This window comes from Clostridium sp. UBA7339, from assembly GCF_002470865.1.
In the GTDB taxonomy this organism is placed as follows: Bacteria; Bacillota; Clostridia; order Clostridiales; family Clostridiaceae; genus Clostridium_J; species Clostridium_J sulfidigenes.
In genome coordinates, this window is the sequence record NZ_DKPI01000012.1 from 319,163 (window position 1) to 341,627 (window position 22,465).

Below are 22,465 nucleotides of genomic sequence, written 5' to 3' on the forward strand. Positions count from 1 at the left end.
TAAGTATATGTTAAAAAACATATAGATTATTCATTATGAGAAATAAATTTTCTCATAATGAAAAAGGTTTAAATTGAAAGGGGATTATTATGACTAAGACTCAACTAAAAGCAAATATTTTACTTCTACTTACAGCTGCAATATGGGGGTTAGCATTTGTAGCTCAAAAGGTAGGAGCAGAACATGTAGGGGCTTTTACATATAATGGTATTAGGTTTACCCTTGGAAGTATTTCGTTGATACCGTTAATTTTATTTTTAAATAAGAAAAAGGGAGAGAATGAGGAGACCAAAAATAATGATAGAGATTCTTTAAAACTTACAGTTAAAGCTGGGATAATTGCGGGTTGTGCCTTGTTTATAGCAACAAGTCTTCAGCAAATGGGAGTTATGGGTACAACTGCCGGAAAGGCTGGTTTCATTACTGGACTCTATATGGTTATAGTTCCTATATTAGGATTATTTTTAAAGCAAAAGGTTAATAAAAGTACTTGGATAGGAATAGTTATAGCCATTATTGGATTATATCTATTAAGCATTAATGAAGATTTTTCTATATCAAATGGTGATTTATTAGTATTAATAGGATCTGTAGGATGGGCTATACATATTTTATTAATTGATAACTTTACTAAAAAAATAGATCCATTAAAGTTATCAAGTATACAATTTGCTACATGTTCAATTTTAAGTTTAGTAATGGCTATTATATTTGAAGATATTAATATGGTAGGTATTTCTGGAGCTATGGTATCAATATTATATGGTGGGCTTTTATCTGTAGGAGTTGCATATACTCTTCAAGTAGTAGCACAAAAAAATGCAAAACCGTCACATGCAGCTATACTTCTTAGCATGGAATCTGTGTTTGGTGCATTAGGTGGTGCTATGTTCTTAGGAGAAAGAATTGGTGCTAGAGGCTTAGTTGGATGTATACTTATATTTATAGCTATAATAATTTCTCAACTAAAGCCTTCAGAAAAAGGTTTAAAAGATATGGCAGAAAATATTTAATATTATATTAAAGCTTGTACTATAGCTACTGCAATTATGAATGCAGTAGATTATAATACAAGCTTTATTCATATTAGGTTATAGTAGAAAATAAATATAAATTTTATAAATATAATATGATAATGGTAGTAAATATAAAATCTTTAATATTTTATTAAAGATTTTTTCACCTATTGAATTAGTTTTAAGATTAAGGAAATTAATGTTAATTTTTAGTGGAAATAATAATTCTACCCCTTGGTGAGTAAATAAATCTAGAAATATATGTGATGCATACCCAAACCAAAAACCATAGCATAATATTTCTATTACCACATTCCAGTTGCTTATGTAAATAAAAAAAATATAAACTATATATAATACTATTAAACACAGTAAACTATGGGTAAAACCTCTGTGTTTAAATTTTTTACCTAAGGATTTTGAAATTAATGGATATCTTTTGCTTATATAAGAACTTTTAAGATCTATATCAGGAAATAGTGCTCCAATATTTACTGCACGAAAATATAAAATTATCAATAGTAACTGATAAATTAATAAGTAATTGTTTAAGTTCTTTAGGATCATTGGGTAAATAGTTATAACTCCAACTAAAAATCCACCAGATTCATGTGTTTGTTTTGTCATTTTTTCACCTGTCATCTTCTGTTTTACTACTAATTATTAAAGCTATAATATCTGCTCAGTAGTTAAATACATTATATATTAATTATAGGGTTACGTACATATGTTTTTGTGATATGTATTATAAAATTTTGATAATGGAATTCTATATAAATCAAGTAAGTGAAATTTAAAAAAGATATTTGTTTTATTGTTCTGCAAGGAGTAAAGCTGTACAATGATTAATTGGTTTAGCTTAAGAAAAAAATAGTGAAGTATGTCAATAAGTCATATTATAATAATTACAATGAAGTTAAAATATGGTATAATTATTTCAATATGTAATTGGGGGGGAGTGTCATGAAAAACATTCAACTAGAAGATTTTACAAAATATAATTTTTTATCATCTCTAAACTTTTCACCAAAGGGAGATACTGCTTGTTTTGTAGTGTCTAATTGTAATTTAGAGGATAACACATATGATTCTAATTTGTGGCTTTATGATTTAACTTTGAATAAGTATCATCAATTGACTACTTTTAATAAAGAAAGAAGTTATATATGGCTCCAAGATAATGAGACTATATTATTTCAAGGAGTAAGAGATAGTAAGGATAAAAAGAAACTTGAAGATGGTGATGAATTTACTCAATTCTACAAGTTAAATATTCGTGGTGGAGAAGCTGTTAAGGCTTTTAAAATCCCTATGTTAGTTGAAACTATAGTTGAGGTGGATGAAGATACATTCCTTTTCACAGGGATTCATAAAGTTGGGAGAAAAAGTTTAATTGGACTTTCTGACGCTGAAAAAGTTGAGGAATTAAAGTCTAGAAAAGAAGAGAAGGACTATGAAGTTTTAGATGAGATTCCATTTTGGAGCAATGGTGGTGGATTTACTAATAAAAAGAGAAGTGGATTATACAAATATGTAGTAAGTACAGAGGAGATAAACTTAATAACTGATGAGTATACTTCGGTTATGTCATTAGAATTAAGTGAAGATAAAAGTAAGGTAGTATTTGCTGCAAGCTCCTATAAAGATAAGGCAGCAATTAATGATGAGCTATATATTTATAATATTAAATTAGATGAGCTTTCTTTAATTAACGGAGAAGAAAAATTTTCTTATAGCTATGTAAATTTCATGGATGAAGAGAAATTAATAGTACTTGGAAGTGATATGCAAGAATATGGAATTAATGAGGATGGTAGATTCTACCTAATAGATATAAATACTAAGATTAAAACCTTATTAACTCCAGATTTTGATAAAAGTACATGGAACTCTGTAGGTTCAGATTGTAGATATGGAGGAGGAAAATCTATTGTAAGAGATAGTAAATACTTATATTTTATAACTACAGAAATAGATAGTTCTTATATAAATAGAATCAATATAGATGGAAATATAGAAAAAATAAGTTTTAATAAAGGGTCTGTAGATTGTTTTGATGTTAAGAATGGTAGTATATTATTTATAGGCCTTAGAAATCAAAAATTACAAGAAATATATTCTTTAAAAGATGGTAGCGAGTGTGAAATTTCAAAATTTAATCAGTGGATTCATGATGAATTAAAAATCTCGAAACCAGAAAGAGTTGAGGTTGAAACAGAACCAGGTGTTGTAATAGAAGGATGGGTATTAAAACCTGTAGACTTTGAAGAAGATAAAAAATATCCTGCTATTTTAGATATTCATGGTGGACCTAAAACTGTATATGGTGAAGTTTTTTATCATGAGATGCAACTTTGGGCTAATATGGGGTACTTTGTATTCTTTTGTAACCCAAGGGGGAGTGACGGTCATGGGAGAGCTTATGCAGACATTAGAGGGAAATACGGAACTATTGATTACCATGATATAATGACTTTTACAGATATAGTTTTAGAGAAGTATAAAAATATTGATGTAAACAATGTAGGGGTAACTGGTGGATCTTATGGAGGATTTATGACTAACTGGATAATTGGTCATACTGATAGATTTAAAGCTGCAGCATCTCAAAGAAGTATATCTAACTGGATTTCTAAGTTTTGCACTACAGATATAGGGTTCTATTTTGTAGATGATCAAAATGGTGGCACTCCATGGAGTAATGTGGATAAATTATGGTATCATTCACCGCTTAAATATGCAGATAAAGTTAAGACACCAACTTTATTTATACATTCAGAAGAAGACTATAGATGTTGGTTAGCAGAAGGTATACAGATGTTCACAGCTTTAAAATATCATGGAGTTGAAGCTAGACTTTGCATGTTTAGAGGAGAAAACCATGAGCTTAGCAGAAGTGGAAAACCAAAGCATAGAATAAGAAGAATTACAGAAATAACAAATTGGTTTGAAGAACATCTAAAATAATTGTATGAATTATAAATGAAAAAATTCAGAATAGGAGGAGTAATATGGCTATGACTTTTAAACTTATATCCTTGATTTTAATAATAATCTATGGTGGATTATCTATGTTTGCTTGTGCTATGGCCATCAAAGAAAGTAGAGAAAGTATTTTTCCTAATTTATTGATGATTACAGGAAGCGTAGCTATTTTACTTGCTTCTATTACACAGTTTAAAAGTGGAAGTAATATGTTATATATACTTTTGTTAGGATTGATATCAATACATGTAGCTGCAATAATTCATGGATATAAAATATTTAATAAGCTGAATTTAAAACATCATATACTAAGGGGATGTATTTCTTTGATAATTTTAATATGCTATTATGTAGGTTATTTTTCTTAGTATTTTAGTAAGATGCTAAAAACATAGGATGAAAAATATATAAAAATATGGTTTAATATACTTATGAAAGAATATGAAAGGGGTAACTTAAGATGGCAGTAAAGAAGATAGTTCAATATGGAGATGAACATTTAAAAAGGGTTAGTGATACTGTAGTTGAGATAAATGAAGAAATAAGAGATTTAATTCAAGATTTAAAGGATACATTATCAACGGTTGAAGGTATTGGACTTGCAGCTCCACAAATTGCTGTAAATAAAAGAGTTATATTAATTGACTTAACGCCTGATAATTCTTCGCCTTTAATACTGATTAATCCTAAAGCTATTAAAGTATCTAAAGAAACAGCTAGAGATTATGAGGGATGTCTTAGCTATGTGGGATATGAAGGAGTGGTTGAAAGACCTACAAAAATGATAGTTGAAGCATTAAATGAAAATGGTAAACTTATAAAGTATGAAGTAGAAGATTTTATGGCAAGAGTTTTTTGTCATGAGATGGATCATTTAGAAGGAATTCTTTATATGGAAAAAGCTGATGAAATGTATGAATTAGTGGAAGGTAAAGAATAAAAGTTATTTATTGGTAATGTGAAAATAGATGGAACTGTTAAATGGTTATTTATAAATATAACCTTTTAACAGTTCTTATTTATTTTGTGAATTTAAAGTTATTATAGATAACTTTAAATAGGCTATTTAAAAACTTTAATATAGATTTATACTAAAATTTAGATTATTATATAATAAAGGTAAAATTTAAGCTTTATTATGTAATAAGTGAAAGTATATAATATAAAGAAATACATAAACAAATATTAATTTATAAATTTAGTGAATTAAAGAAATCTTGCATATAGAGACTTAGAAATGCAGAAATTAAGTAAATGTAGTAGAAATATAATAAATAAAAATAAAGGAGTACTATACTATGAATAAACAAGAAATTATAGAGATTTTAGAGGATAATGCTTTAGAAAATATTACAGAAGTAAAAAAGCATGATCATTGCTTCATAATTAAATTTTCTTACGAATTTGACGAGTTAGAAATTGAAGGAGCTAGAGAATTTGCCAATGAAGATTGTGAGGAAAAAAGAGAAGGAGAACAATGGTATGAAGAGTATTTTCTACCTTATTTAAATGATACTGCAATAGATAATATTAATGACATAGTAGATGAAATTTCAGAGGAGTATGATTTAGATTATGAAATGTTGTCTTATGAGCTTTCAGAAGAGGATTATGGCTCAATGAATTTTTTAGTTGCATTTTATAGAGAAGTTTTACCTGTAGATATTGATGAATTAATTATGGAGTTATAATTAATTATGAAAAAAATAATTATAATAAATGGTTCTCCAAATAAAGAAGGTCACACAAATAAAATAGTAGATTCAATTTTGGAAGGTATTAATCCCAACGTGGAAATAAAGTATATTAATTGCTATGATATGAATATTAATCCATGTATTGATTGTAAATATTGTAGTAAAGTATTAGGGGAGTGCTCAATTAAAGATTCTATGACGGATATTTATAAACATATACAAGAATGTGATATAATCATTTTAGCATCTCCTATGTATTTTGGTATGTTTCCATCACCATTAAAATCATTGATAGATAGGTGTCAAGTGCTCTGGAGTAAAAAGTTTATTTTTAAGCAAAATACAAAAGAACGAAAACAGGGTATATTTATATTTAATGGGGGCAGTTCCTGGAATAATATGTTTAACTCTATGGAAACTATAGGTAAATATTTTTTTAATACCCTTAACTGTGATATTTCATTTAAACTATATATAGACAATACAGACATAAATTATAATTATATTAATAAACATTATGATGATATTTTAAAATGTCAAAACATGATAAATGTGGAAGTACATTAGGCTAATTTCTTATGTTTTTTATCATTATTAGAATTATTACTCATCTTTTGATATTCTACGATATATTCATCTAAATGTTGAGAGCATATTACAACAATATTATCTGTAGGTCTCTTAAATCTAAGCAGTACATGTAGTAGTAGTTTAAAAGATTTAATTTTTTGATTTAGGAATTTAAATTTTAATAACATACCATCACATCCTTAAACTTTATATTTTTATTTTAACAGAGATATAGCATAATGTTAATGATTATTAATAGTCAAATTCATATTAAGTTTTACAAAAATCACCATAAAAGCGATAAATATATCATAAAAAACTTATAAGTAAATATATGAAGATGACTTAAAGCCATTTCTCGGATATGGAAGTAAATATAATAATACACTTTGCGACATGCAATAAACATAAATTTAAAATAATTAAAAAAATACCTATAAATAATACTATAATTCACATCATAGTAATTATTTAGGGAAGTTACTATATAATCGTATAATAGACTATTAGGAGGAAAAATGAATAAAGAATATATAAATATTGATAATATGAAAATAGAAGAAGTTATTGAGGAAATAAACTTTTTATATAAAAAGAGCCAAGAATCTGGTTTAACAGAAGCTGAAAAAAATAGACAGCAAGTTTTGAGAAGAAGGTATATAGATAATGTTAAAAGAAATTTTAAGGCTCAGATTAGTGGATATAAACCTGTAGACCCAAAACATAATAATTAGTAAAATAGAATTTAAGTAAACAATAATTATAAATGCAAGATATGAGGTAGGGGAGGCGTAAGATGGGAGTACAAGTTTTAGATTTAGTTAACAACTATAACTTAGAGGTTTTAGTAGAAGGAGATTTAGAATCTAATATTGTGGTAAGTGAGATAAATAGGCCTGGATTACAATTTGCTGGTTTCTATGATTATTTCGATAATAAGAGAATTCAAGTTGTAGGTAAAACTGAGTGGAGTTATCTAAAGTGTCTTGATCCAGAAGTAAGGATACGTAGAATAAAAAAATACTTTTCTTTCCCAATACCTGGAGTAATAATTACAAGTGGATTAAAAGTACATGATGAATTTTTAGAAGAAGCAAGAAATAAAAATGTTACTGTTCTCAGAAGTATTGATAAGACTACAAAATTCATTAATAGGGTTAGTAATTTTTTAGACTCAGAGTTAGCTCCAGAAACTAGGCTCCATGGTGTTTTAGTAGATGTGTATGGAATTGGCATATTGATTATAGGAGAAAGTGGAATAGGAAAAAGTGAAGCAGCATTGGAGCTTATTAAAAGAGGTCATAGGCTTGGAGCTGATGATGCAGTAGATATTAAAGAAATAGATGGAAAGTTATATGGTTCTTGTCCTTATATAACTACAGGAATGCTTGAAGTTAGAGGTATGGGGATTATTGATTTATCAGCAATTTATGGTAGTAGCTGTATAGTTTCTCAAAAAAATATCAACTTAGTTATTTCTTTAGTTAACTGGGACGTAAATGATAAATATGAAAGACTTGGAGTAGATAAAGAGTATATGGAGATACTAGGGGTTGAGGTAGAGAAAATAGTATTACCTTTAAAGCCAGGGCGTAACATAGCAGTTATAATCGAAGCTGCAGCAGCTAATTTTAGATATAATGCCACATCAAATTGTACTGCGGTAGAAACAATTGAAAAGAGAATCATGGATAGTCAAAATACTTAAGAGTTTTAGTGCAAAAAATATAATTTAAAGAATAATTTTATAAAAATTTTAAGTTGTATTAGGCACTTACTTATAAAGTTTACTGTAATAAATTTAAATATAGTATACATTTGAAATTTTCACAAATTTAAATTGTAAATCAATTTGAGTTGAGTTAATATAAAAGTATAATTATATGACTATGATTTTATTGGGAGGGATTTTAGTGGAAGATTTAAAAAAATTAGAAAAGAAATATGAATTGGTCTGGGATAAATACGGAAAGGAAGACCTTGGTAAGGCATTCGAATTATCAGATAGATATATAGATTTTATGTCAAAGTGTAAAACTGAAAGAGAATGTGTTACTGAATTCATAGAAATGGCAGAAAAAGACGGATATTTAGATATAAATCAGTGCATAGCTGAAGGAAGAAAGCTTAAAGCTGGAGATAAAGTTTATGCAAATTGCATGGGAAAAACTCTTGCATTATTCTTAATAGGAACAGAACCTATAGAAAAAGGTTTTAAAATATTAGGAGCACATGTTGACTCACCAAGACTTGATCTAAAGCAAAATCCATTATATGAAGATTCAGATTTTGCAATGCTTAAAACTCATTACTATGGAGGAATTAAAAAATATCAGTGGGTTACTATACCTCTAGCAATTCATGGTGTTGTGATTAAAAAAGATGGAAGTGTAGTAAACATAGTTATAGGTGAAGATGATAGGGAGCCAGTAGTAGGAATATCAGATTTATTAGTTCACTTATCTGCAGATCAAATGGCTAAGACATTAGCTAAAGGAATCGAAGGCGAAAGTCTAAATGTATGTGTTGGATCTATACCAGTAGAAGATAAAGAAGCTAAAAATAGAGTTAAACTTAACATATTAAGACTTCTTAATGAAAAATACGGAATTACAGAGGAAGACTTTGTATCAGCAGAGCTAGAGGTTGTTCCAGCAGGAAGAGCTAGAAGTTATGGTTTAGATAGTTCAATGGTTATGGCCTATGGTCATGACGATAGAATATGTGCATATACTTCTTTTGAAGCAATGATGAAAATTAAGAGTACAGATAAAACTTGTATCACATTACTTGTAGATAAAGAAGAGGTTGGAAGTCAAGGTGCAACAGGAATGCAGTCAAGATTCTTTGAAAACACTGTAGCAGAACTTGTAAACCTTGTTGAAGATTATAGTGAACTTAAAGTTAGAAGAGCACTTGCAAATTCTAAAATGCTTTCTTCAGACGTAAGTGCAGCTTTTGATCCAAATTATCCATCAGTAAGTGAAAAGCAAAATAACGCATTCTTCGGTAAGGGTGTGGTATTCAATAAATATACTGGAGCAAGAGGAAAAGGTGGATGTAATGATGCAAATCCAGAATTTATTGCTCAATTAAGAAGAGTAATGGATAAGAATAATGTTTATTGGCAAACATCAGAACTTGGAAAAGTTGACCAAGGTGGCGGTGGTACTATAGCATACATTCTTGCTGAATATGGAATGGAAGTTATAGATTCAGGTGTAGCTCTACACAATATGCACGCTCCATGGGAAATTGCAAGTAAAGCAGACATATATGAAACTTGCAGAGCTTATGAGGCATTTTTATTAGATATCTAATTTAAATATTTATATAAACAGAGTTCTTTGCTTCAGAGGGAGTTTTTACACTCCCTCTGAAGGTTACTAGCAGAATTCTTAGTATCAGTATTTTCGATACTTAGAATTCGTTGTCCTTTAGGGGAAATCGTTATCCAGGGACGTACCAGCTCTTTACACCTACTTTGAAGAAGAGGGTAGTATTAGAGCTGGTAGTCATAGGATAAGATATAAAAGGTAGAAGAAATATTCTTCTGCCTTTTATATTTTCTTTTATTGCTAACTATTCTTCTGTAAAGTATTTACAAATACCATATAAGTTATAGGAAATTGGCACTTCAGTAATGTTTAAGTAATCAACTTCATATTTACCATCCCAATCATAGATAGATATATATTTTTCGTTAAATATAGTTATGCCATATTTTTTATTTGGGAATTCAATATATACTTTATATTTATAAGATTCAGGTAAATCATTAGGTTTTTTTATGAAATAGCTTTCATCTAAGGAATTTAAAAAACTAACAATATCTTTAGATTCTGTAGAAGGAAAATCAAATTCTTTAAAAAATTCTTTATAAAATACAGAAATACGCGTTGGCTCTGATTTATTAAGATTTGTTACTAGTTCTTGAGTATAATAATCAAGATATGTTTTTTCTTTATTTAGTGATGACTTTACCCTTGTACAGCCAGTGGTTATTGTTATAATAATAATAAATAAAATTAAAAATTTCTTTTTCAAAATATCAACCCCTCTATTCCTTATAAATTATGAAAGTTAAGGTGTAATTATTACTACTAATAAGAAAAAATACTAGGTATAATATGTATAAATAAAAATGCAATATTTGTATTATAAATATTTACCATTTAATTATAAAAATTATGTTTATATTAATAATAGTATAAAAGGAGGAAGGTTATGATAATTATAGATAGGTTTGAAGAAGAGTACGCTGTATGTGAAAAGGAAGATATGGAAATGGTAAATATACCAATTATATATTTACCAAAGGGCGTTAAAGAGGGAGATTGTATGGATTTAGTTAATGATAAATATATTATTAATAATAAAGAGACGGAAAAACTTAAGAAAGAAATTGAAAAACTTACAGATAATATGTGGATATAATAGTGTTAATTTAATCAAAAAGATATGTTAAGCATATCTTTTTTTATGGAAAACAATATACTTTATACATATATACACTAAGAAAATAAAATTATAGAATATATTTTAGCACTTGGCATTTGAGTCTTAGTTAGAATTGACAATTATACTATTCGGCTATACAATTGAGTTGTTAAAACTTTATCAAATTGATATTGTTAAATAGTTTACATTATTTATTTTATGATAGGGGATAGATTTTCCATGGGTATACTGAAATTTAAAAAAGCTAATTGTAAGAACTGTTATAAATGCATTAGAAATTGTCCTGTTAAAGCTATAGAGGTAAAAAATCATCAAGCCCAGATTATTGAAAGAGATTGTATTTTATGTGGTAATTGTATGGTTGTTTGCCCTCAGAATGCCAAAGAAGTTCGTAATGATGTATTAACTATAAAGAATTTGATCAGGGAGGGGAAACAGGTCATTGCTAGTATAGCGCCTTCTTATATTTCAAATTACAACGTTACTCAGTTTTCACAATTTGCTAATGTGCTAAGAAAGCTTGGATTTAGTAATGCTTTTGAAACGGCAGAAGGAGCATACATAGTCAAAAGTGAATATGAAAATTTGATTAAAAATCATTGGAAAAATGTAATTATATCTTCATGTTGTCCTACGGTTGTTAAATTAGTTCAGAAGCATTATCCAGAAGCGTTAAAGTATTTAGCACCTGTAATTTCACCAGTGCAAGCTCATAGTAAGTTATTGAAAAGTAATATAAAGGATGCTATTGTTGTGTTTATTGGTCCATGCATATCTAAAAAAGAAGAATGTGGAAGTGGAGAAGAATACAATAATATAACCATTACTTTTGAAGAACTAGATATTTGGATAAATGAAGAAGGATTAAAATTTGAAGATAATATTAACATAGATAAAAACACTTATGTTTCAAGATTATTCCCCATAACTGGAGGAATTTTGAATACAATGAATAAAAGTTCTGAGTATAGATATATTGCTATTGATGGTCTAGATAATTGTATAGAAACCATAAAAGAAATAATTAATAATAATCTAGATAATTGTTTTATTGAAATGAGTGCATGTAGTGGTAGTTGTATAAACGGACCAGCATCATCTCATAACAAAGTCTTACGGATATCTTCAATGAATAAGGTGGAAAGTATAGCATTGAATGAATGTAATCCTACTGATTTTGATTTGAAATATAATATTGATACAAGTAGAAGAATTACAGATGAACAAGTAGTTGTTCAATCTCCTAGTGATAGGGAGATTAGCAGTATATTAAGAAAAATGGGGAAAAACAGTATTGAGGATGAATTGAACTGTGGAACTTGTGGGTATTCAACTTGTAGAGAAAAAGCAATAGCAGTAATTTTAGGAAAAGCAGAAATAAGTATGTGTTTACCCTATATGAAGGAAAAAGCAGAATCTTTTTCTGATAAGATTATAAGTGTTACACCTAATGCTATTCTTACTGTAGATACTAATTTAAAAGTTCAACAGATTAATAAATCAGCTTGTGATATATTTGAAATTCAAAATTCCAGAGATATTATTGGTTTTTCAGTATCTAGAATTTTGGATGAATTTGATTTTATAAAGGTAATTAGCAAAGAAGAGAATGTAGCAAATGAAAATGTTTACTTGCCTGAATACGGTAAGTTTGTTAAACAGAATTTTATATATGATAAAAATAGCGGAATTGTTATTTGTATAATGAAGGATATAACTAAACTAAAACTAAAAAGAGAGAAATTGATTAAAGAAAAGACACTTAGAGCAGAGATAACTGATAAAATTGTTGAAAAGCATATGTGTATTGTACATGAGATTGCATCATTACTTGGAGAAACAGCCGCTGAAACTCAAGTAGCACTTACAGACCTTAAAGAAGCAATACTTATGGAGGAAGAGGATTATGACTAATTTGTTTTTGGAAAGCGGATTTGCAAGCTTTAACAAACATGGTGAATCTATCTCTGGAGATTTTTATACTACAATAAAAGGTAAAGATAAGACCACATTTGTATTGTCTGATGGGTTGGGAAGTGGTATTAAGGCTAATATACTAGCAACTTTAACATCAAAGATATTAGGCACCATGATGGCTAGTAATATGTCTATAGAGGAAAGCGTATATACAATAGCTAAAAGCTTACCAGTTTGCAAGGTTAGAAATATGGCATATTCAACTTTTACTATACTTCAAATTTATCAACGAGGTGATGCATATTTAGCACAATTTGATAATCCGTCGGTAATTTTAATTAGAGAAGGAAAAAACGTTGTATATGATTCAATGTGCAAAGTTATATATGAAAAAGAAATACATGAAAGCAATATTAAGCTTTATATAGGAGATATGATAATACTTTTAACTGATGGAGTTACAAGTGCTGGTCTCGGGAGAACTACAAAAAATGGGTGGAGAAGAGAAAGTGTTATAGAATATGTTCAGAGATGGTACACTCCAGAAATGTCACCACAAAGGATGGCAGCAACCATAGCAAATGCATCTATGGATTTATATTTAAATTCCCCAGATGATGACATAACCGTTGCTGTGTTTAAAATCTGTGAGAGAAAAGTAGTAAATCTTATGATAGGTCCACCAGAGCATAAAGAAGATGATAATAAGGTATTAAAACTTTTTTTTTCAAGAAAAGGTAAGAAGATAATTTGTGGAGGAACTACGGCTAAGATAGCAAGTAGATATTTAAATAAGCCTATTGTAATAAACAACAATACATGCAATGAGGAAATACCATCAACTGCGTGTATTGAAGGAGTAGATTTAGTTACAGAAGGAGTTATAACTTTGGAAAAAGTTTTAAATATTGCTAAACAATATAGTGTTACATCAACTATATCCTTAGATTTAAGAAATAAAATAGACGGAGCTTCCATGATAGCCAAAATTTTATTTGAAGAATCAACTGATATAAATTTTTTTATAGGGAATGCAATAAATCCTGTTCATGATGATTCCAACAGTCATATTAGCTATACTATAAAATTAGGAATAATAAGAGAATTAGAAAAGGTACTTAGTGATATGGGTAAAAATGTTAAAGTGAGTATGTGTTAAAAAAAGAGTTTTAAAGAAGAAAAGTTGCAAAACCCTAATCATAGTATATTTTATGATTAGGGTTTTACCATTATAGTTAAATCATGTTTTGAAACATTTGAAGTATATTTAATAATCCATAGCCCCATTGAGGATTAGGATATATATCCCCAAGACGTTGTACAGCTCCTCTTGCTATATAGGTTTTCATAGATTGAGAATACATGTAAGGATCATTAAGTCTAGTAAATCCCCATTCAAATAACATAGCACAAGCACCAGCAACAACAGCAGCAGCTACACAGGTGCCATTAACTGTTGCAATTTCGTTGTTAGGAGCTACTGTTATAGCATTTACACCACCAGCTGCTATATCAACGTAATTAAATTTAAGGTCGTTAAAACCTGCACCAGAGTAGTTTAGAAGATAATTATTGCTTTGATTATAAGCAGCAACAGAGATAACATAAGGGGAATTGCTTGGATTAGTAGATGTCCCAAAGGGATCTGCATAGCTAAAGTGAGTACCACCAACAGTTAAGCCCTCTTCTGGAATCCAAGCATTAAAGTTACCTTTTAAAACAGTATTTGTAATCAATCTAAGTTTCCATATGCCTGATTGTATATCATAAAATCTAATTCGTATTAATTCATCACCGGTAATATCTTCAGGTAAATAGTAATTAACTTTGACTGAAGTCCTTTCGAATATATAATCGTAATATTCTGTATTATTAATTACGGCTCCAATAATACCAGTGCTTTCACCGGAGGGAGATATAATTTCTACTGACATGATATTAGGTGAATCTACCCAAATATCCATCCAAAGACTATTTTGTTCTGGAGATACATCAACTTCTACTATATGAAGTTCTCCAGGTTCGGATAGTATTCCAGAAGTATGGCATCCTTTATCTCTTTGATTTCCAGTTGGAACAACCACTACAAGCCCACTATTTTGGCTTAGAGACTCTATATACTGCTCTAAGATTCCAGTTCCCTTATGGTTGCCTAAATTAGTACCAAGAGGAAAAAGGATGACCATTGGTTTAGATGAAGTTAAAGAATATCTATATAAAAATTCTAGGGCTGCAAAAATAGTAGTTATATTATAAAGTGGAACTTTAACATTAAATTGTGATTTATAGGAAAAGTCTTCAATTAATTTGACAATTACAAAATCACAATTGGGGACTACACCCTTTAACTTGGGATTTTTACCTGTGGCTCCAATTATCCCAGCCATATTTGTACCATGACCGATTTCATCTATGGTTGGTACTATATCATATGGTGATTTCCCTTCTCTAGCTGCTTGTATAGCAGACTGAATATCATCCTTTTCATATACAGAGCCATATGGAATAAACTCATCTAAAGTTTTACCATTAGAAGGAATTGATTGATCCCAAATACATTCTATTCTAGTTTCTCCATTATCCCTCATAAATTCTTCGCTTAAGTAATCTATACCTGTATCAAGAATTGCTATATTTACACCACTGCCATTTAAAGTTAAAGGTAGGTCTAGCTGTAAGAAACCTACTTGAGAGGCCTCTGTAGGGGTAATCTGTTGAAGGGTATACATTTCAACTGGTTTTACATATACAATGGATGGATATTCAGGGTCACCAACAGATATTTCTACGTTTTTAGGCAGAGATATGATTGCATATCTGTCATTAATTATAGTTAAATAGTGACTCGGCTCTTGAGTGATATCTTGTTGAATATTTCCTTGATACTGAACAATATAATGATCGTAATTTATATCATAAAAAATGTTATCAGGAACATCTAAATGTTGCTTCATATAAAATCACCTACAATACATTTTGGAATTCTTATAAACACATTATTAGTAGTATATACAATATAATCATCATTTTTATTACATTCATCGCAAGTGTTTGTTCTGTTAAGAGATATATCTGTAGAATAGGATCTACTTATAAAGTTAAAAACACCTAATAGGTCTAAATATCCATATCCTAATTCCTGATTAGGAAAACGGTAATAACTGCTCCTAGCAGCACCATGCATTAGATAACTTCTAATTTTTTGAGAATATATAGTTTGATCATTGCCATTAATAATTCCCCATTCTAATAATATTGCACAGGCTCCTGCAACTATAGCAGTTGCAGCAGAACTACCAGACATGGTGGTAGTACCACCAGTAACTTTGGTTGTTAAAATATTTGTGCCTAAAGTAGCTATATCAGGATTGATTAGGTTGTTGGTATTAAAACCTCTTCCAGAAGTGGAAATTAAAGCATTATCTTCACCGTAATAAGAAACAGTAACAACATTAACAGCTGTGGATGGTTCAGTTAGTGTATTTAATGGGTTAGGTTGAAGAAATTCGGTACCGTCAGGTAAAGTATTATGGGGTTGTAGCCAAATATCATATCGACCATCAATTAAATATTCTCCTATTAGTCTAAAAGTCCATATGCCAGGTTTTATGTCATAAAATTCTACATGGATAACTTCATGGCCAGTAAAATGTTCAGGATTAAAATATAGAACTCTTGATCTAGTGTTTAAGAATACGAATTTAGTATTCTGTTCATTAACATCCTTGGATTTTAATAGGCTAGAGCTTTCACCAGTAGGAGATACTATGACCAAAGAAGCTCTGTTTGGCTTTTTAACCCATATGTTAAATGTGAAAAATTTCATTTCTTTTGTTATTCTAAGCTCTAGGGATGATGGGTCAGTTTTGTTTTTGATATAACCAGTAGCATGGGTTTGAGCAGCTCCTTCATTTCCAACGCCTGAGACTAAACATATTCCTCTAATAGTACCTATAGAGGATACATATCTGGAAATCAAGCTAGTTCCATCGTGGCTACTTTCTGTAGAACCTAAGCCTAAATATATTACCATGGGTCTTTTAAGTTCAATAGCAACATTTTTTAAATATTCGATTCCAGATACGATTTCACTGGCATTATATACTGGGGTATACTCTACACCATTTTCTAATAAGGCTTTTCTAAAATTAGTAGATTCAAAGAGCTTTACAATTACAAAGTCACTGTCATTGGCTATACCTCTTACATCAGAGTTATTACCTCTGGCACCTATAATCCCTGCAACCTGTGTGCCATGCCCAATAGTATCTTTAGATGGCACAATGGTATAAGGATCTTCATTGTTTCTATAGGCTTTAATTGCTGCATTAATTTGTTCATTAGAATAAGTAGTACCCATATAGGTGCTAGAACTATTGTTTGAGATAGTTTGATCCCATAGGCTAACTATTCTTGAGGTATCATCTTCTCTAATAAATTCATTATTAAGATAATCTATACCAGTATCTACAATACCTATTAGAACTCCTCTGCCAGTTAAATTCAAATAAGGATTTATTAATATGGAATTTATATTACCCACGGAAGGAGGGGAAGTAGATTTTGAAGTTTCACCTAATACAAACATTTTTCTAAAGTCGAAAAAAATAATTTGGGGAACTTCTTTTAACAATCTATTCATTTCTAAATGGGACACTGCTACTACAGCTAGATTATCTGTAATTACATCACCACAAGCATAGGATATTTTATCTATTTGTTTTTTAAACTCATCTTTATTTTTATATTGAACAAGAAAATTAGATACATTTTCATCGTAATATAAACTACAATCTCTTGAATTAATCATAGATACTCCCAATAATAGTACTTTATATTATTATTATATTTCAGTTTAAATATTTCATGATATCATTTGCTAAAATAAGTTTATAATATAAAAAAACCTCTTGATTAATCAAGAGGTTTTTTACTGGTGCCGGTGACCGGGGTCGAACCGGTACGGTGTTGCCACCACGGGATTTTGAGTCCCGCACGTCTGCCAATTCCATCACACCGGCTAGTACATTTAGTATTTTACCACAATATCCTAAGGATTACAATAGTATTTTTATCTTAGATAAGGATAGTGTAGAAGTTGATACTTAAGTATTGAAAAATAGGTACTTGATTAATATAATAAAACTGTAAGTAATTAAATCAGAGGGGAGACATGATAATGAAGAGGATCTTGGAAAATATAATTGAAGATTGTAGAAAATGGACAAGTAAAGGTGAAGTGGCTTTATATATACCAGAACTTGCAAAAGCTAATCCAGAAGCTCTAGGTATTTGGGTTACCAATTTAGGTGGTGAAGAATATTTTGCAGGTGATTGGGATATTAAATTCACAATACAAAGTATGTCTAAAGTAATAACCCTAATGTTAGCAATCCTAGATAATGGTACAGAATACGTTTTCACTAAAGTGGGAATGGAGCCTACAGAATCAGGATTTAATTCTATAACTAACTTGGAAACTCATGAACAAAAACAACCATTGAATCCTATGATAAACGCAGGAGCAATTGCAACAGTGTCTTTAATTAATGGAGAAACAGCTGATGAAAAAATAAATAGAATACTTAACTTTACTAGAAAAATAACTGGAAATGATGAGATAGGTATAAATTACAATGTGTATGAGAGTGAAAAGAAAACAGGAAATAGAAACAGAGCATTAGCTTATTACATGAAGGGTAATGGTATAATAGAAGGAGATGTAGAGGAAATTTTAGATGTCTACTTTAAAGCTTGTTCTATGGAGATAACTTGCAAAGATATAGCTAGGATAGGAGCTATGCTTGCCAATGATGGAGTTCTTATAAATAATGAAAGAGTTATATCCAGAGAGGCATGCAGAATAGTTAAAACCATAATGGTTACTTGTGGCATGTATGATGCATCTGGAAAGTTTGCTGTACATATAGGAATTCCAGCAAAGAGTGGAGTTGGTGGAGGAATAATGGCTGCAGTACCTAGAAGGATGGGAATCGGAGTTGTAGGTCCTGCTCTTGATACTCAGGGAAATAGCATAGGTGGAATCAAGATTCTAGAAAAATTATCCCATGAATTAGATTTAAGTATATTTTAGAAGTTGAAAAACAATGTAAGGGTAAAAATACATCTATTGCAGAAATGACTTGTGCTGGTTCACTTTTAATTATTGAATTAGCCTTAAATATGATGAAGATATCAAGATTTAAAGTTAAGAATTATTTACCAGCAATTTTTTGATTAGTTATTATTTATTTGTTTATATAAATACTTAGTTGTATTTAGAAATATATTTTTGCATTTAATAAACCTTCTAAGATANNTATCTTAGAAGGTTTATTAAATTAGATTTTATTAAATAAAATCTATATTATACTTATAATGAAGATGAATGAAAACTTATATTTAAAAATTACAAGTTTTATTGTTAATAACATGAAGTAATGATATAATCATTTATCAAAAGAATCCTGTTTATTTACTTGACTTTAGGCTCAAAAAAGTAAAGAATAATATAGGGGATAATAAGAAAAAATGAAGGAATTCAATAAAAGTGATTAAATAATTTGAATGGATGTGATTAAAATTAATAGAGAAAGCTTAGCTGTTTTAGATGGAAATAGCTTACTATATAGAGCATTTTATGCTATACCAGAACTTACAACAAAAGAAGGCGTTTATACTAATGGAGTATATGGGTTTTTAAATATGCTTCTTAAAATTAAAGAAGATATAAATCCAGATTATATTGTAGCTGCCTTTGATAAATCTTCTAATACATTTAGACATAAGGAATATGAAGATTATAAAGCAGGAAGGAAGAAAACACCTCCAGAGCTTTCCATGCAATTTCCTATAATAAGAGAAATATTATCCAAGATGGGAATAAGCGTATTTGAGTTAGAGGGATATGAGGCAGATGATTTAATAGGTACTATATCTGTTTTAGCAGAAGAAGAAGGTATGGAAGTTTATGTGGTAACAGGAGATAAAGATGCTCTTCAACTAGCTACAGATAACGTTAATGTAGTTATAAATAAAAAAGGAATTACAGAAAAAGAGATATATAATAAAGAAAGATTTATTGAAGATTTTGGGGTAACACCTACTCAATATATAGATGTGAAGGGCCTAATGGGAGATAAATCAGATAATATTCCAGGAGTTCCGGGGATAGGTGAGAAGACTGCATTTAAGTTAATTAAGGAATATGGTAGCATAGAAGATGTTTTGATGAATATATCTAATATCAGTGGTAAAAAACTCAAAGAGTCTCTTCAAGAGTATAGTGAACAAGCAATTTTTAGTAAAAAGTTAGCTACAATTATTACTAAAGTTCCTGTAGAAATACCTATGGAGCAGTTAAGAACTAAAGGAAACTTTAACAATTGTGAAGTTAGAGATATGTGTCTAAAATTACAATTTAAATCTCTTCTTAATAAATTTGAAAATCTTTCACAAGATAGTTCTGAAACTCCTGAAAATCAAAGATTAGAAGTTGTTGATTATAAAGTTATAAATGAAATTAAAGATTTGAATGATGTTATACCTAATATAAAAAATAGGGTTTTTGTAAAGTTATATGTGGAGGATACAAGTAATTTTGCCAAAATTATGGTAAAGACCATAGGAATATTGTCAGAAGGTCAGGTGTATCTACTTTATTGTGATAAATTGCTAGAAGAAGATAGAAAAGGCTTTATAAATGCAATGAAGATAATTTTTCATAATTCTAGCCTTGAAAAAATTACCCATGGTATTAAATATGGATATACTGCTTTTTTAAAGCTTGGTATTGATTTAGACCTAGTAAATTTTGATGTGGAAATAGCAGCTTACTTATTAGATTCATCAAAATCAGAGTATTCCATAAAAACACTTTACGAAGAAAGGCTAGGAAAGACATTTGACGGAGATGAAGACTCCCTTAAAGCCAATGAAATTGTAGCTCTTGAGAAAATATATACAATCCTAAAAGAGGAAATTAAAAAAGAAGATATGGAAGAACTACTGTTTAAAGTAGAACAACCGCTTACTAAGGTTATATCATATATGGAATATGAAGGGTTTAATATCAATAGAAAAGAATTGGAGAATCTAGGAACTAAATTTAGTGGAGAGATTGATACTCTTACAAAAGAGGTATACCATTTGGCAGGGGAAGAATTTAATATAAATTCTCCTAAGCAGCTTGGAAAAATATTATTTGAAAAACTAGACCTACCAGTAATAAAGAAAACTAAAACAGGTTATTCCACCAATGCGGAAGTACTCGATGCTTTAAAGGATAAACATGAGATAATAAATAAAATTTTATATTTTAGACAAATTACAAAACTATACTCTACCTATATAGAGGGACTTAAAAATGTAATAGATGAAGATGGAAGGATACATTCCAACTTTACTCAAACTGTAACTACTACTGGCAGATTATCTAGTACAGAACCTAACCTTCAGAATATACCAATCAAAAATGAGAATGGAAGATCAATAAGAAAAGTTTTCATACCACACAATGAAGATTCAGTAATTTTGTCGGCGGATTATTCACAAATTGAACTTAGAGTTCTTGCGCATATTTCTGAAGATGAAAATATGATAAAAGCTTTTAGAAATAGTTTAGATATCCATACTTCTACAGCATCAGAAGTATTCAATGTGCCAATTGAAAATGTAACTAAGACAATGAGAAGTAATGCAAAGGCTGTTAACTTTGGAATTGTTTACGGAATAGGTGATTTCAGCTTGGCTCAAGATTTAGGGATAACACGAGGAGAGGCTAAAAAGTATATTGATACATACCTTGAGAGATATGGGAATGTACAAAAGTATATGGATAGAGTAATTGAAGAAGCAGAAGAAAATTCTTATGTAACAACACTTCTTCATAGAAAAAGATATATTCCAGAAGTAAAATCTTCTAATAAAATTGTAAAAGCTTTAGGAAAAAGATTAGCTATGAATGCACCTATTCAAGGTAGTGCAGCAGATATTATAAAGATTGCCATGGTGAATGTTGCTAATGAGCTTAAATTAAAACAACTTAGGAGTAGATTAATTTTACAAGTTCATGATGAACTTATACTTAATGTATATAAGGATGAACTTGACTTAGTAAAGGATATAGTTAAGAAGGAAATGGAGAATGTACTAGATCTTAAAGTTCCCCTAGATGTAGATATTTCTATAGGAGACACTTGGTATGAAGCAAAATAATATATTAAGAGTAGGTTTAACAGGGGGCATTGGTTGTGGAAAAAGTACCATAAGTATGATTTTTAGGGAAAATAATATTCCGGTTATTGATGCAGATAAAATTTCTAGAAAAGTACTTGTGAATCATCCTAATATTTTATTAGAAGTAAGAAGAGTTTTTGGTGATGAATATTTTGATGAAAATGGTGAGTTTCTAAGGCGTAAAATGGGAAATCTAATATTTTCTGATAAAAATAAAAAAGCTCAATATGAAAATATAATAATGCCTCATATTTTTCATGATATATTTAGTGAAATAAATAAATATAATGATATAGGAGAAGAAATGTGCATAGTTGATGCACCTACATTAATAGAAAGTAAACTTCATACTTATATGGATAAGATAATAGTTGTTATTGCCAGCGAAGAAATACAGTTAGAGAGAGTTATGAGACGAGATAATTTTTCAATGGAAGAAGCAACTATAAGAATAAATAATCAAATGAGTACAAAAGAAAAATGTAAGTTTGCAGACTTTATCATTGATAATAGTGGAAATCTGCAAGAAACTAGGATTAAAGTGATGAAAGTAATAAGCAAGCTTAAATAGATTAGGGGGAA

At 29.4% G+C, this 22,465-nt stretch carries 21 protein-coding genes and 1 tRNA gene; 16 read left to right on the top strand and 6 right to left on the bottom strand.

Annotated features, from left to right (window positions below):
• Positions 1 to 89 precede the first annotated feature (89 nt).
• Positions 90 to 1,013 (top strand): DMT family transporter, encoded by a 924-nt coding sequence (locus B2S02_RS13330; protein ID WP_346920861.1) that lies wholly within the window; start codon positions 90 to 92, stop codon positions 1,011 to 1,013.
• Positions 1,014 to 1,091: 78 nt separating this feature from the next.
• On the opposite strand, the gene B2S02_RS18265 is transcribed toward B2S02_RS13330, so the two are convergent.
• Complete coding sequence (locus B2S02_RS18265; RefSeq protein ID WP_084178167.1) at positions 1,092 to 1,658, bottom strand: metal-dependent hydrolase; 567 nt, start codon at positions 1,656 to 1,658, stop codon at positions 1,092 to 1,094.
• Positions 1,659 to 1,979: 321 nt separating this feature from the next.
• Here B2S02_RS18265 and B2S02_RS13335 point away from each other — a divergent pair, with 321 nt between their 5' ends.
• The 5 genes from B2S02_RS13335 (at position 1,980) to B2S02_RS13355 (ending at position 6,265) form a co-directional block, all read left to right on the top strand.
• Positions 1,980 to 3,983, top strand: a complete 2,004-nt coding sequence (locus tag B2S02_RS13335; protein WP_346920862.1) for a S9 family peptidase — start codon at positions 1,980 to 1,982, stop codon at positions 3,981 to 3,983.
• 44 nt (positions 3,984 to 4,027) lie between these two features.
• Positions 4,028 to 4,369 (top strand): hypothetical protein, encoded by a 342-nt coding sequence (locus B2S02_RS13340; protein WP_346920863.1) that lies wholly within the window; start codon positions 4,028 to 4,030, stop codon positions 4,367 to 4,369.
• Positions 4,370 to 4,461: 92 nt separating this feature from the next.
• Positions 4,462 to 4,941 carry a peptide deformylase gene (def, locus tag B2S02_RS13345; RefSeq protein WP_346920864.1) on the top strand — a complete coding sequence of 160 codons (480 nt, stop codon included), beginning with the start codon at positions 4,462 to 4,464 and terminating at the stop codon, positions 4,939 to 4,941.
• Positions 4,942 to 5,299: 358 nt separating this feature from the next.
• Positions 5,300 to 5,692, top strand: a complete 393-nt coding sequence (locus B2S02_RS13350; RefSeq protein ID WP_346920865.1) for a hypothetical protein — start codon at positions 5,300 to 5,302, stop codon at positions 5,690 to 5,692.
• Positions 5,693 to 5,698: 6 nt separating this feature from the next.
• Entirely contained in the window at positions 5,699 to 6,265 is a 567-nt protein-coding gene (locus B2S02_RS13355; RefSeq protein ID WP_346920866.1) for a flavodoxin family protein, read from the top strand.
• Here the strand turns inward: B2S02_RS13355 and B2S02_RS13360 are convergent.
• On the bottom strand, positions 6,262 to 6,456 hold the full coding sequence (locus B2S02_RS13360) for an aspartyl-phosphate phosphatase Spo0E family protein (RefSeq protein WP_035133703.1): 195 nt from the start codon (positions 6,454 to 6,456) through the stop codon (positions 6,262 to 6,264). The genes B2S02_RS13355 and B2S02_RS13360 overlap by 4 nt on opposite strands.
• A 345-nt stretch (positions 6,457 to 6,801) precedes the next feature.
• On the opposite strand from B2S02_RS13360, the gene B2S02_RS13365 reads away from it, so the two are divergent.
• The 3 genes from B2S02_RS13365 to B2S02_RS13375 all read left to right on the top strand — a co-directional run bounded on the left by B2S02_RS13365 (position 6,802) and on the right by B2S02_RS13375 (position 9,588).
• On the top strand, positions 6,802 to 7,002 hold the full coding sequence (locus tag B2S02_RS13365) for a DUF896 domain-containing protein (RefSeq protein WP_035133744.1): 201 nt from the start codon (positions 6,802 to 6,804) through the stop codon (positions 7,000 to 7,002).
• Between the two features lie 62 nt (positions 7,003 to 7,064).
• Positions 7,065 to 7,976, top strand: coding sequence for an HPr(Ser) kinase/phosphatase (gene hprK / locus B2S02_RS13370; protein WP_346884455.1), 912 nt, complete (start codon positions 7,065 to 7,067; stop codon positions 7,974 to 7,976).
• A gap of 175 nt (positions 7,977 to 8,151) precedes the next feature.
• Entirely contained in the window at positions 8,152 to 9,588 is a 1,437-nt protein-coding gene (locus B2S02_RS13375; RefSeq protein ID WP_346920867.1) for an aminopeptidase, read from the top strand.
• A gap of 262 nt (positions 9,589 to 9,850) precedes the next feature.
• Here the strand turns inward: B2S02_RS13375 and B2S02_RS13380 are convergent, their stop codons facing one another.
• Complete coding sequence (locus tag B2S02_RS13380; RefSeq protein ID WP_346846523.1) at positions 9,851 to 10,315, bottom strand: DUF4883 family protein; 465 nt, start codon at positions 10,313 to 10,315, stop codon at positions 9,851 to 9,853.
• 180 nt (positions 10,316 to 10,495) lie between these two features.
• Here B2S02_RS13380 and B2S02_RS13385 point away from each other — a divergent pair, with 180 nt between their 5' ends.
• The 3 genes from B2S02_RS13385 (at position 10,496) to B2S02_RS13395 (ending at position 13,805) form a co-directional block, all read left to right on the top strand.
• The gene (locus B2S02_RS13385; protein WP_346846524.1) at positions 10,496 to 10,705 is read left to right on the top strand and encodes a DUF3006 domain-containing protein; all 210 of its coding nucleotides are present in this window, start codon (positions 10,496 to 10,498) and stop codon (positions 10,703 to 10,705) included.
• 243 nt (positions 10,706 to 10,948) lie between these two features.
• On the top strand, positions 10,949 to 12,643 hold the full coding sequence (locus tag B2S02_RS13390; protein WP_346920868.1) for a [Fe-Fe] hydrogenase large subunit C-terminal domain-containing protein: 1,695 nt from the start codon (positions 10,949 to 10,951) through the stop codon (positions 12,641 to 12,643).
• Positions 12,636 to 13,805: a SpoIIE family protein phosphatase gene (locus tag B2S02_RS13395; protein ID WP_346920869.1), complete on the top strand. Its 1,170-nt coding sequence runs from the start codon at positions 12,636 to 12,638 to the stop codon at positions 13,803 to 13,805. The genes B2S02_RS13390 and B2S02_RS13395 overlap by 8 nt, the downstream gene beginning before the upstream one ends.
• A 76-nt stretch (positions 13,806 to 13,881) precedes the next feature.
• On the opposite strand, the gene B2S02_RS13400 is transcribed toward B2S02_RS13395, so the two are convergent.
• The 3 genes from B2S02_RS13400 to B2S02_RS13410 form a co-directional block, all read right to left on the bottom strand.
• The gene (locus tag B2S02_RS13400; RefSeq protein ID WP_346920870.1) at positions 13,882 to 15,600 is read right to left on the bottom strand and encodes a S8 family peptidase; all 1,719 of its coding nucleotides are present in this window, start codon (positions 15,598 to 15,600) and stop codon (positions 13,882 to 13,884) included.
• Positions 15,597 to 17,456 (bottom strand): S8 family peptidase, encoded by a 1,860-nt coding sequence (locus tag B2S02_RS13405; RefSeq protein WP_346920871.1) that lies wholly within the window; start codon positions 17,454 to 17,456, stop codon positions 15,597 to 15,599. The genes B2S02_RS13400 and B2S02_RS13405 overlap by 4 nt, the downstream gene beginning before the upstream one ends.
• 124 nt (positions 17,457 to 17,580) lie before the next feature.
• Positions 17,581 to 17,667, bottom strand: a tRNA-Leu gene (locus B2S02_RS13410).
• 158 nt (positions 17,668 to 17,825) lie between these two features.
• Between B2S02_RS13410 and glsA the strand changes: the two genes are divergently transcribed.
• From glsA to coaE, 4 genes are all read left to right on the top strand, one after another.
• Positions 17,826 to 18,740, top strand: coding sequence for a glutaminase A (gene glsA / locus B2S02_RS13415; protein ID WP_346920872.1), 915 nt, complete (start codon positions 17,826 to 17,828; stop codon positions 18,738 to 18,740).
• Between the two features lie 35 nt (positions 18,741 to 18,775).
• Positions 18,776 to 18,883, top strand: a complete 108-nt coding sequence (locus B2S02_RS18270) for a DUF554 family protein (protein WP_414632897.1) — start codon at positions 18,776 to 18,778, stop codon at positions 18,881 to 18,883.
• A 345-nt stretch (positions 18,884 to 19,228) separates the two neighbouring features.
• A complete protein-coding gene (gene polA, locus B2S02_RS13420) occupies positions 19,229 to 21,862 on the top strand; it encodes a DNA polymerase I (protein WP_346920931.1) in 2,634 nt (877 codons plus the stop codon).
• On the top strand, positions 21,849 to 22,454 hold the full coding sequence (gene coaE / locus B2S02_RS13425) for a dephospho-CoA kinase (RefSeq protein ID WP_084178163.1): 606 nt from the start codon (positions 21,849 to 21,851) through the stop codon (positions 22,452 to 22,454). The genes polA and coaE overlap by 14 nt, the downstream gene beginning before the upstream one ends.
• Positions 22,455 to 22,465: the final 11 nt, after the last annotated feature.